Raw genomic sequence first — 10783 nt, 5'->3', positions numbered from 1 at the left:
GCAAACCCTCCCCGGAATCTCTCAGGCATCCGTACCGCATGGGTGAGGTCACTCTGGAAAGCAGGGCACGCCCCGGGAGCGCCGCAGCCTCCGGGTCACGGCCCTCACCGACGGTGAAAGCCGCCCGCGCCGGGCGGTGAAGCTCTCAGGTCCGATGACAGAGGGGGAGGCCGTACAGGTGTCCGCGCGGGCACCCCCGAAGGTCGTCGCAGACCAGGAGGCCTCCTCAGATGACTGACCGCACTCCCCTCGCCGAGCTCGAAGCCGGGGTGCCCTTCGCCCGGCGCCACATCGGCCCGGACGCCGAGGCGCAGGCCAAGATGCTCGCCCAGGTCGGCTTCGGCTCCCTCGACGAGCTGACGGCAGCGGCCGTGCCCGACACGATCAAGAGCGCCGAGGCCCTCGGTCTGCCCGCCGCCCGCACCGAGGCGGAGGTCCTCGCGGAGCTGCGCGCGCTGGCCGACCGCAACCAGGTCCTCGCGCCGATGATCGGCCTGGGCTACTACGGCACCTTCACCCCGCCGGTGATCCTGCGCAACGTCATGGAGAACCCCTCCTGGTACACGGCCTACACGCCGTACCAGCCGGAGATCTCGCAAGGGCGCCTGGAGGCGCTGCTGAACTTCCAGACGGTGGTCGCCGACCTCACCGGCCTGCCCACCTCCGGGGCCTCCCTGCTGGACGAGGGCACCGCCGCCGCCGAGGCGATGGCGCTGTCCCGCCGCGTCGGCAAGGTCAAGGACGGCGTCTTCCTGATCGACGCCGACACCTTCCCGCAGACGATCGCGGTCATCGAGACCCGTGCCGAGCCGACCGGCGTGGAGGTGGTCGTCGCCGACCTCAGCGACGGCATCCCCGGCGAGATCGCCGAGCGCGGCGTCTTCGGTGTGCTGCTGCAGTACCCGGGCGCCTCCGGCGAGGTCCGTGACCTGCGGCCGGTCGTCGAGCGGGCGCACGAGCTCGGCGCGGTCGTCACCGTCGCCGCCGACCTGCTCGCGCTGACCCTGCTCACCTCGCCCGGCACCCTCGGCGCCGACATCGCCGTCGGCACCACCCAGCGCTTCGGCGTGCCGATGGGCTTCGGCGGCCCGCACGCCGGCTACATGGCGGTCCGCGAGGCCTACGCCCGCAACCTGCCCGGCCGCCTGGTGGGCGTCTCCGTCGACGCCGACGGGGACAAGGCCTACCGCCTCGCCCTGCAGACCCGCGAGCAGCACATCCGCCGGGAGAAGGCCACCAGCAACATCTGCACCGCGCAGGTCCTGCTCGCGGTCATGGCGGGCATGTACGCGGTCTACCACGGCCCCGACGGCCTGGCCGCGATCGCCCGCCGCACCCACCGCTACGCCGCGGTGCTGGCCGCCGGACTGCGTGCCGGCGGCGTGGAGGTCGAGCACGCCGCGTTCTTCGACACGCTGACCGCGCGCGTCCCCGGCCGGGCCGCCGAGGTCGTGGAGGCCGCCCGCGCGGCCGGCGTCAACCTGCGGCTGACGGACGCCGACCGGGTCGGCGTGGCCTGCGACGAGACCACCGACCGCGCGCAGCTCGCCGCGGTGCTCGCCGCCTTCGGCGCGCCCGAGGCCGACCTGGACGCGCTGGACGCCGCGACCGCGGACGCGCTGCCGGGGGCCCTGGAGCGCACCGAGGCGTACCTGACCCACCCGGTCTTCCACCAGCACCGCAGCGAGACCGCGATGCTGCGCTACCTGCGCCGCCTCGCCGACCGCGACTACGCGCTGGACCGCGGCATGATCCCGCTCGGCTCCTGCACGATGAAGCTCAACGCCACCACCGAGATGGAGCCGGTCACCTGGCCGGAGTTCGGCGCGCTGCACCCGTTCGCGCCGGCCGAGCAGGCGGCGGGCTACCTGGAGCTGATCCACGGCCTGGAGGACCAGCTCGCCGAGGTCACCGGCTACGACAAGGTGAGCCTGCAGCCCAACGCCGGCTCGCAGGGCGAACTCGCCGGCCTGCTCGCGGTGCGCGCCTACCACCGCGCCAACGGCGACACCGGCCGTACGGTCTGCCTCATCCCGTCCTCCGCGCACGGCACCAACGCCGCCAGCGCCGTGATGGCCGGCATGAAGGTCGTCGTCGTCAGGACCGGCCAGAACGGCGACGTGGACGTCGACGACCTGCACGCCAAGATCGAGCAGCACCGCGACACGCTGGCCGTGCTCATGGTGACCTACCCCTCCACGCACGGCGTGTTCGAGGACAACATCACCGACATCTGCGCGGCCGTGCACGACGCCGGCGGCCAGGTCTACGTGGACGGCGCCAACCTCAACGCCCTGGTCGGCCTGGCCCGGCCCGGCCGCTTCGGCGCCGACGTGTCGCACCTGAACCTGCACAAGACCTTCTGCATCCCGCACGGCGGCGGCGGCCCGGGCGTCGGCCCGGTCGCGGTCCGCGCGCACCTGGCCCCCTACCTGCCCAACCACCCGCTGCAGCCCTCCGCGGGCCCGGAGACGGGCGTGGGGCCGGTCTCCGCGGCTCCCTGGGGCTCGGCGGGCATACTGCCCATCTCCTGGACCTACGTGCGCCTGATGGGCGCCGAGGGGCTCAAGCAGGCCACGCAGATGGCCGTGCTCGGCGCCAACTACGTCGCCAAGCGCCTGGAGCCGCACTTCCCGGTGCTCTACACCGGTCCCGGCGGCCTGGTGGCCCACGAGTGCATCATCGACCTGCGCCCGCTCACCAAGGAGACCGGCGTCAGCGTCGACGACGTCGCCAAGCGCCTGATCGACTACGGCTTCCACGCGCCGACGATGTCGTTCCCGGTGGCCGGCACGCTGATGATCGAGCCCACGGAGAGCGAGGACCTCGCCGAGCTGGACCGCTTCTGCGACGCGATGATCGCCATCCGCGGCGAGATCGACCGGGTCACCTCGGGCGAGTGGCCCGCGGACGACAACCCGCTGCACCACGCCCCGCACACCGCGGCGGCGCTCGGCGGCGACTGGGACCACGCCTACACCCGGCAGGAGGCCGTCTTCCCCGCCGGGGTCTCGGCGGCCGACAAGTACTGGCCGCCGGTCCGGCGCATCGACGGCGCCTTCGGCGACCGCAACCTGGTGTGCTCCTGCCCGCCCCTGGACGCCTACGACAGCTGAGGCGGTCCTGCCGCCGCACGCCCGCCCGCCTGCGTCCGCACATGGCGAAGCCGGTTCCGCTGGGATCAGGGGAACCGGCTCGGAGGTGCGGTGCCGCGTGCGCGGCGGGCGCTCGGGGCGGCCTCAGGCCGCCGTGGTGACGCTGCCGCTGTCCAGTGGACGGTGCGGCGCGATGATGCTGCCGTCGGGGAGGAGCTCCCCGGTGTCCTCGAAGAGCAGGACTCCGTTGCACAGCAGGCTCCAGCCCTGTTCCGGGTGATGGGCCACCGTGCAGGCGGCCTCCCGGTCGGCACAGTCGGCGGTGGGGCACTGCGGGTGGTGCTGGCACATGGTCGATGCTGTCTTTCGCTGCGAGTGGTCAGTGGTGCTTCCGGTCGTCTTGCCTGCCTTGGTCACGTACGTCCCCCCGTTCGTGTGCGGCGGTCCCAGTGTTGTCCCGCTCGGGAGATTCCGCAGGGATTTCCCGCAGCCGGTACTCATTGGGGGAAGACGCGTCACTCGCGCGGGCGGTTGCGCTATGGGCCCTGAGCGGGAGAGCGGACGGTGCCCCCTCGCCGCACGGGCGAGGGGGCACCGTCGTGTGCGTCCGGAGCGGCCGCCGCGGCCGGGTCAGGCCGGTGAACCGGCCAGCGGCGGCGCCAGCCGGACGTTGAGCACCGGGGCGAGCTCCACCAGCCGGTAGACCCGGTGGGAGGCGATCCCCGGAGGGGCGGGGGCCAGCGGGATGAGCAGGTCCGCCGGGTCGGGCTGGGCGGTGGCCGCGTCGGCCCGTGGCACCGAATGCAGCCACAGCGCGAGCATGTACAGCCCCGGCACCGACAGCAGGTGCGGCTGATAGGTGGCCGGCAGCGCCTCCGCCTGCCGCAGCGCGCGTTCCGTGGACACCAGGTAGGGACCCTCGGAGAACCGGGAGAACACCCACCCGTCCGGCGTCGCCACCGTCTCGCCCGCCGCGGCGACCCCTGCGCCCACCCGGATATGGAACCGCCAGCCGGTCAGCCGTGCCTGGGGCAGTGCCCCCGGCACCGGTGCCGGTTCGAACACATGGACAGGCAGCGGGTGTTCGGCGTCCAGCGGCCCTTCCGCGGTGCGCAGAGCAGGGGTCCTTGCCTCCAGGACCGCGGTGGGCGAACTGAGCGCCGCGAGGACGCTCAGGAGGGCTGGGGCGGGTGCGGGTGGGACAAGCAGCGGCATGATGTCGCCTCTCACTCTGGAGACACAACTGGAGACACGGGTGGTGCGGGATGGGTGCGGACGGCCGCGACGGTTCAGGGGGGATGTCCGGCACAGGCGCGTCCGGCGAGGGCGGAGTCTTTGCCTTGTGCGCGGAGTTTATACGACGCGTGTTCGCTCCGTGTTTCGTCTAGTCGCTGCCAGTATTACGCGCAAGGCGAGAATTCGCCTTCTTCGACAGGCGGCCGCCGGGCATTCCCGCAGGGTATGAGGTGGGCGGTGCATTTTTCTGCCCGCCACGGTCGGCCGGAACCCGCCGGTCGATTTCCCCCGGGTTTACGCAGGTCCCGCGGATGTGAATGTGCCGCTGGAACGTGCTGCCGGTGCCTGATAGTGCAAGCGTAGCGTGCCCGAGTGATCCTTCGTGGCCTATCGATCATTTGGGTGGGCATCCTCCCGTGAGGACGTCACCGAGGAAGGAGCATCGATGGGGGAGAAGGTCGTGGCCGGCGCGTTCGACCTGGCCGACCGCCGCATGTACCGGCGGAAGCTTCAGCAGTGTCTGCTGGGGCTGGAGCGGCTGTTGGACGAGAAGCGATTCGACCGACCGCGCAATCTGATGGGTCTGGAGATCGAATTGAATCTCGCGGATTCCGCCGGACTGCCCCGCATGATGAACGAAGAGGTGCTGGAGCGCATCGCGAGCCAGGATTTCCAGACCGAGCTCGCACAGTTCAATATTGAAGTGAACATCGCACCTCATCGGCTATCCGGCCGGGTGCTCGATCGGCTGTCCGAGGAACTGCGCACCGGTCTGGGCTACGCCGACCGGATGGCCGGTGAAGTGGGCGCGCACATCGTGATGGTCGGAATTCTGCCCACGCTCGAGGCGCAGGACCTGGTGTCCGCCAACCTCTCCCGGGCCGACCGCTACACCCTGCTCAACGACCGCATCCTCGCCATGCGCGGCGAGGACATCACCGTGGACATCGACGGGGTCGAGCACCTCGTCTACACCTCGGGCTCGATCGCGCCGGAGGCCGCCTGCACCTCCACCCAGCTGCACCTCCAGGTCACACCGGGCCGGTTCGCGGCGGTGTGGAACGCCGCGCAGGCCATCTCCGGCCCGCAGATCGCCGCCGCCGCCAACTCTCCGTTCCTCTTCGGGCGCGAGTTGTGGCGCGAGACCCGCCCGCTGCTGTTCCAGCAGGCCACCGACACCCGGCCGCAGGAACTGCGGACCCAGGGAGTGCGGCCGCTGACCTGGTTCGGTGAACGCTGGATCGACTCGGTGACCGACCTCTTCGCCGAGAACGTCCGCTACTACCCCTCCCTGCTGCCGATCTGCGACGACGAGGACCCGCTGCGCGTGCTCGACGACGGCGGCGTGCCGCAGCTGCGGGAGCTGACGCTGCACAACGGCACCATCTACCGCTGGAACCGGCCGGTCTACGAGGTCGTCGACGGCGTGCCGCACCTGCGGGTGGAGAACCGGGTGCTGCCGGCCGGGCCGACGGTCACCGACGTCCTGGCCAACGCCGCCTTCTACTACGGGGTGGTGCGGTCACTGGCCGAGGCGTCCCGGCCGCTGTGGCACCGGCTGCCGTTCGACGCAGCCGCGGCCAACTTCGACGCGGCCTGCCGGGACGGCGTCAACGCGACGCTGCACTGGCCGCGGGGACGCGGCGGGACCCTGACGGAGGTGGCCGCAGCCGACCTGATCCGCGAGGAGCTGCTGCCGCTGGCGCACGCCGGGCTGGACGCCTGGGGCATCGACCCGGTCGACCGGGACCACTACCTGGGCGTGATCGAGCAGCGCTGCCGGCGCCGCACGAACGGCGCCGAGTGGCAGGCGGCGACCTTCCACCGGCTGGTCGAACGCGGCCTCGACCGCCGGGTCGCCCTGGCCTCGATGACCCAGCGCTACCGCGACCTGATGGAGGCCGGCGAGCCGGTGCACACCTGGCCGGTGGACTGACCTCCCGGGTCGCCCTGCCCCGGACGCGGTCCGGCGCAGGGCGACCCGGCCCCCGGCCCCCCTACCCGTGCCCTCCCGCGAACCCCTGCCCTCCTGCGAACCCGCGCGCCGCTCCGGACCGGGATGCCCTGCTGAGGGTGGGGGTCGCTCCGCTGGCCGGAGCCGCATCTTCGTATCTTGTGCGGAGACCCTGATCGCGCGCGGACGGCGCGAGAGCGGGATGACGATACTGGAGGGCGCGTGCACGCTGAGTCATACGAGCTGGAGACCCGGCTCGAACCGCGCACGCTGCGCAGCGAGACCCTGATCGTGCTCGGTCTCTCGCTGGGCGCCAGCGGGGTGTCCGCGCTGATCAGCTTCATCGGCTCGGTGACCCGGCCCGGCGCCCTGAAGAACCAGGCCGCCACCCTCGTCAGCTCCGCCGCGCCCGGCCGGCCGTGGCTCGACCTGGCCTGGCAGCTCTTCGGGATCGCCAGCGCGCTGGTCCCGGTGGCGCTGGTCGCGCACCTGCTCGCGCGGGAACGCGTCGGGATGCCCGTGATGGGCTTCGACCTCACCCAGCCGCGCCGCGACCTGCTGCGCGGGGCGGTCGTCGCCGCGCTCATCGGCGGCACCGGGCTCGCCTTCTACCTCGGCGTACGGGCCGCCGGCGCCAACCTCACGGTCGTCCCGGAGTCGCTGCCGGACGTCTGGTGGAAGATCCCGGTGCTGATCCTGTCCGCCGTGCAGAACGCGGTGCTCGAAGAGGTCATCGTCGTCGGCTATCTGCTGCGCAGGCTCGGCCAGCTCGGCTGGACGCCCGCCGCGGCGCTGGCCGCCAGCGCCGTGCTGCGCGGCTCGTACCACCTCTACCAGGGGCTCGGCGGGTTCTTCGGCAACATGGCGATGGGCGTCGTGTTCGTGCTGCTCTACCGGCGCTGGGGCCGGGTGGGGCCGCTCGTGGCGGCCCACGCGCTGATCGACACCGTGGCCTTCGTCGGCTACGCGCTGCTGGCCGGGAAGGTGAGCTGGCTGCCCACCGGGTGAGCGCCGGACGCTGCGGCGCGGCGCTGGTTCACCGGTCCCGAGGGCGGGCGGCGCCACCGGCCGGCCCGCGCCGCCGGTCCGCCGGCCTCGCCGTCGGGGGCGCCCGTGCCTCATGGCACGGCGTGCAGCTCGCCGTCGACCACGGTGACCGCGGACCCGGTGAGCAGGACACGGTCGCCGCGCAGGCGGGTGGCCACCCGGCCGGAACGGGCCGACGCCTGGAGGCCGGTGAGCGCGTCCCGCCCCAGCCGGGCGGACCAGAAGGGGGCGAGCGCGGTGTGGGCGCTGCCCGTCACGGGGTCCTCGTCGATGCCGACCGCGGGGAAGAAGCCCCGGGAGACGAAGTCGTAACCGCCGTCCGGGTCCTGGGCCGCGGCGGTGGCGATGATCCCGCGGTGCGAGAGCCGGGCAAGCGTCGCGAAGTCCGGCCGCAGCCCGCGCACGCTCGCCTCGTCGGCCACCTCCACCAGCAGGTCGCCGCAGTCCGGGCCGGTGTCCAGCACGGTGAGCGGCTCCGCGCCGAGCGCCTCGGCCAGACCGTCGGGCGCGGTCTCGGGGGTCAGCGGCGCGGCCGGGAAGTCCAGGGTGATGCTGCCGTCGCCGCCGGTGTCGGCGGACAGCACGCCTGCCCGGGTGCGGAAGCGGATGGTGCCCGCACCGGCTCCCGTGGTGCGCAGGACGTGGGCCGCGGCGAGGGTGGCGTGCCCGCACAGCCCGACCTCGGTGACCGGCGTGAACCAGCGCAGCGCCCAGTCCGCGTCGGGCGCGCCGGCCAGCGGGTGGGCGAACGCTGTCTCCGACAGGTTCATCTCGGCGGCGACCTGCCGCATCCATTGCTCCGGTGGGAACCCGACCGCGTCGAGCAGCAGCACGCCTGCCGGGTTGCCCCCGAACGGGCGGTCGGTGAAGGCGTCGACAATCCGGATCCGCATGGGAAGAGCCTAGTGACCCGACCCGGCTCGGGGAATCGCCGGCGGACGGCGGGGGACGCGGCCGTCGCCGCCCGTTCGGGGCGGCGACGGGGGGAAGACCCGCGAAGACACGCGAAGACCCTTGGCCACCCGCGAGGATCCGCGAACCTCCGCGGTCCGGAACGTCGCGGGCGCGGGGACCTCAGGCGTGCTGCGGGACCTCGTCCTTCAGCATGGTCCTGATCTGCTCCCGCAGTTCGGGCCCGTCGGTGTGGCCGTGCACGGCGACCGCGTGCTCGCTGGCGGCGCGCACCACCTCGTCCTCCTGGCCGGAGATGGTGAGGGTGCAGTTCGACTCGCTGGGGTATTCGCGGCAATCGGCGACTTTGCGCATGACGCACCTCCTCGTCGACCTCCAGTCTAGGTGCGCATGGGCCGCAATTCAGCATGGAACGGAGTGCGTACGGACAAGTCCGTATTGCGTTTTTCGTCGGCTTCCTGCTGCAGTGAGAGGAGACGACGAGGAGGTGCGCGCCATGACCGCGACGGCCCGGCCCCAGCAGGACAGCGCCATGGAGCAGGAGGTGCCGGCTGCCCAACAGCCCACGGAAGACCAGGTGATGGAGTTCCTGGAACAGGTCATGACCGATGGTGCCGCGGCGATGTCCGGCCTGTGCACCTCCCTCGGCGACCGGCTCGGCCTCTACACCGCGATGGCCGGCGCCGGACCGCTGACCTCGACCCAACTGGCGAAGCGGACGGGCCTGTCGGAGCGGTACGTGCGCGAATGGCTCGCCGCCCAGGTCGCCGGCTCCTACGTGGACCACGACGCGGCCGCCGACACCTACGAACTGCCCGCGGCCCACGCGGCCGTTCTGGCCGACCCGGACGCACCCACCTACGCGGCGGGCATGTTCACCATGCTGCAGGCGCTGTACGGCACCGAGGACGTCCTGATGGACGCCTTCCGCACCGGCGAGGGCGTCGGATGGGGCGAGCACGCCCCGGCGCTGTTCGAGGGCACCGCCAAGTTCTTCCGGCCCGGCTACGCGGCCGCGCTCGTCCCGGAGTGGATCACGTCGATGGACGGCATGCCGGAGAAGCTGGAACGTGGTGCCAAGGTCGCCGACATCGGGTGCGGGTACGGGTACTCGACGCTGCTGATGGCGCAGGCCTTCCCGAACTCCCGGTTCCACGGCTTCGACTTCCACCGGCCCTCGATCGAGACGGCCCGCGGTCTCGCGGCCGAGCAGGGCCTCAGCGACCGCGTCGAGTTCGACGTGGCCACCGCCCAGGACTTCCCCGGCGACGGCTTCGACCTGATCACGTTCTTCGACTGCCTGCACGACATGAGCGACCCCGGCGCCGCCCTGCGGAGGAGCGAGCGCGCGCTGGCGGACGGCGGGCGGTGCATGCTCGTCGAACCCAACGCGTCCGCCGATGTGGAGGAGAACGTCCATCCCATCGGCCGCGGTCTGACCGCCGCGTCCGTCGCGGTGTGCCTGCCGTCCGCGCTGGCCCAGCCCGGCCCGGAGGCGCTCGGCAACCATGCGGGCGAGGAATCCATGCGCCGGATCGCCGACAAGGCGGGTCTGCACCACTGGACGCTCGCCTCGGAGAGCCCGGTCAACCGCGTCTACGCGCTGGCGCGCTGAGCTGGCGCGCTGAGCACGCGACCGGCGCGGCGCGGGTGCCCCCGCCGCGCCGCCGTTCCGGGCGCGGGGGGAGCGGGCGGCAGCGGGCGGTGGGTGCGGCGTGCGCGTCCGGTCCCGTCTTGACCGGCCGCCGCCCGCTGGTCAGGCTTGAAGTATGACCACGGCCGGGGAGGCCGCGCTGCGGCGGGTTCTCGCCGTGTTCGACCTCCTGATCGACGCGGTCGACGAGGACACGCTGGTGCCGGCGCTCCTCCCGCTGCTGCTGCGGGCCGTACCCGGCGACAGCATCGTGTGGACAGCGCACCCCGTCCGCGCCGGCCCGCTGAGCCTGCCCGCGGACCTGCTGGACGCGGGCATGCTGTCGGCCTTCGAGCGGGCGGCGGCGACCGATCCGCTCGTCGCGCACACCACCACCGGCGCCGGCTACCCGGTCCGCCGTTCCGACCTGCAGAGTCCGGCCGACCGGCGGGCGATGGACCTCTACCGCGAGGTGTACCGGCCGCTGGGCGCCGAGTACCAGCTCGCGATGTCCTTCCCCGCCGGGCGGTCCGACGGGACCCCGCGCACGGTGTGCCTGGTGGTCAACCGCCGCGACGTGGACTTCGCCGACACCGACGTGGAGACCGCGCGGATGCTGCGCGGCCGGCTGGGCCGGGCGATGGACCGCCTGACCCACACGTCCCTGCAGCCCACGGTGCCGCAGCCCCCGGAGGACGCCCGCGACGTCCGCACCCAGGTCACCGAGCGGGAGGCGGCGGTGCTCGACCTGCTGGCGCACGGACTGACCAACGAGCAGATCGGGCACCGCCTGGCCATCTCCCCGCGGACCGTCGACAAGCACCTGGAACACGCCTATCCCAAGCTCCAGGTGGGCGGCCGGGTCGCCGCGGCCACGGTGTGGTTGGCCGGCGCCGGCGCCTGAAC

Annotated in this window: 9 protein-coding genes and 1 riboswitch; of the genes, 5 read left to right on the top strand and 4 right to left on the bottom strand. The window is 72.8% G+C overall.

Translation table 11 applies throughout. The features are described from left to right. Positions 1–43: 43 nt before the first annotated feature. A riboswitch (glycine riboswitch) is annotated at positions 44–171 on the top strand. A 59-nt stretch (positions 172–230) separates the two neighbouring features. Then, positions 231–3116 (top strand): aminomethyl-transferring glycine dehydrogenase, encoded by a 2886-nt coding sequence (gcvP, locus tag K7862_RS32690; RefSeq protein WP_222968592.1) that lies wholly within the window; start codon positions 231–233, stop codon positions 3114–3116. Positions 3117–3239: 123 nt separating this feature from the next. On the opposite strand, the gene K7862_RS32685 is transcribed toward gcvP, so the two are convergent. Both K7862_RS32685 and K7862_RS32680 read right to left on the bottom strand, forming a co-directional pair. Continuing rightward, on the bottom strand, positions 3240–3446 hold the full coding sequence (locus K7862_RS32685; protein ID WP_222968590.1) for a DUF5999 family protein: 207 nt from the start codon (positions 3444–3446) through the stop codon (positions 3240–3242). Positions 3447–3725: 279 nt separating this feature from the next. Further along, positions 3726–4310, bottom strand: coding sequence for a hypothetical protein (locus K7862_RS32680; RefSeq protein WP_222968589.1), 585 nt, complete (start codon positions 4308–4310; stop codon positions 3726–3728). A gap of 466 nt (positions 4311–4776) precedes the next feature. Between K7862_RS32680 and K7862_RS32675 the strand changes: the two genes are divergently transcribed. Next, complete coding sequence (locus K7862_RS32675; RefSeq protein ID WP_222968587.1) at positions 4777–6267, top strand: glutamate-cysteine ligase family protein; 1491 nt, start codon at positions 4777–4779, stop codon at positions 6265–6267. Positions 6268–6507: 240 nt separating this feature from the next. Beyond that, complete coding sequence (locus K7862_RS32670; protein WP_222968585.1) at positions 6508–7293, top strand: CPBP family intramembrane glutamic endopeptidase; 786 nt, start codon at positions 6508–6510, stop codon at positions 7291–7293. A gap of 110 nt (positions 7294–7403) precedes the next feature. On the opposite strand, the gene K7862_RS32665 is transcribed toward K7862_RS32670, so the two are convergent. Next, positions 7404–8225, bottom strand: a complete 822-nt coding sequence (locus K7862_RS32665) for a PhzF family phenazine biosynthesis protein (protein WP_222968583.1) — start codon at positions 8223–8225, stop codon at positions 7404–7406. 181 nt (positions 8226–8406) lie between these two features. Next, positions 8407–8598 (bottom strand): DUF1059 domain-containing protein, encoded by a 192-nt coding sequence (locus K7862_RS32660; RefSeq protein WP_222968581.1) that lies wholly within the window; start codon positions 8596–8598, stop codon positions 8407–8409. A 178-nt stretch (positions 8599–8776) separates the two neighbouring features. Here K7862_RS32660 and K7862_RS32655 point away from each other — a divergent pair, with 178 nt between their 5' ends. Together K7862_RS32655 and K7862_RS32650 are read left to right on the top strand one after the other, a co-directional pair. Continuing rightward, positions 8777–9859 (top strand): class I SAM-dependent methyltransferase, encoded by a 1083-nt coding sequence (locus K7862_RS32655; RefSeq protein WP_222968601.1) that lies wholly within the window; start codon positions 8777–8779, stop codon positions 9857–9859. Between the two features lie 154 nt (positions 9860–10013). After that, positions 10014–10781, top strand: a complete 768-nt coding sequence (locus K7862_RS32650; RefSeq protein ID WP_222968580.1) for a helix-turn-helix transcriptional regulator — start codon at positions 10014–10016, stop codon at positions 10779–10781. Positions 10782–10783 lie beyond the last annotated feature (2 nt).

It is taken from the genome of Actinacidiphila acidipaludis, from assembly GCF_019890725.1.
GTDB lineage: Bacteria > Actinomycetota > Actinomycetes > Streptomycetales > Streptomycetaceae > Actinacidiphila > Actinacidiphila acidipaludis.
Note: the sequence above shows the minus strand (reverse complement) of the source record. Positions and strands in the feature narration are given on the sequence as shown.

Excerpts from the sequence above, each read along its gene's own strand:
- gcvP (WP_222968592.1), top strand. The coding sequence starts at position 231 with ATGACTGACCGCACTCCCCTCGCCGAGCTCGAAGCCGGGGTGCCCTTC.
- K7862_RS32685 (WP_222968590.1), bottom strand. The coding sequence starts at position 3,446 with ATGTGCCAGCACCACCCGCAGTGCCCCACCGCCGACTGTGCCGACCGG.
- K7862_RS32680 (WP_222968589.1), bottom strand. The coding sequence starts at position 4,310 with ATGCCGCTGCTTGTCCCACCCGCACCCGCCCCAGCCCTCCTGAGCGTC.
- K7862_RS32675 (WP_222968587.1), top strand. The coding sequence starts at position 4,777 with ATGGGGGAGAAGGTCGTGGCCGGCGCGTTCGACCTGGCCGACCGCCGC.
- K7862_RS32665 (WP_222968583.1), bottom strand. The coding sequence starts at position 8,225 with ATGCGGATCCGGATTGTCGACGCCTTCACCGACCGCCCGTTCGGGGGC.
- K7862_RS32660 (WP_222968581.1), bottom strand. The coding sequence starts at position 8,598 with ATGCGCAAAGTCGCCGATTGCCGCGAATACCCCAGCGAGTCGAACTGC.
- K7862_RS32655 (WP_222968601.1), top strand. The coding sequence starts at position 8,777 with ATGGAGCAGGAGGTGCCGGCTGCCCAACAGCCCACGGAAGACCAGGTG.
- K7862_RS32650 (WP_222968580.1), top strand. The coding sequence starts at position 10,014 with ATGACCACGGCCGGGGAGGCCGCGCTGCGGCGGGTTCTCGCCGTGTTC.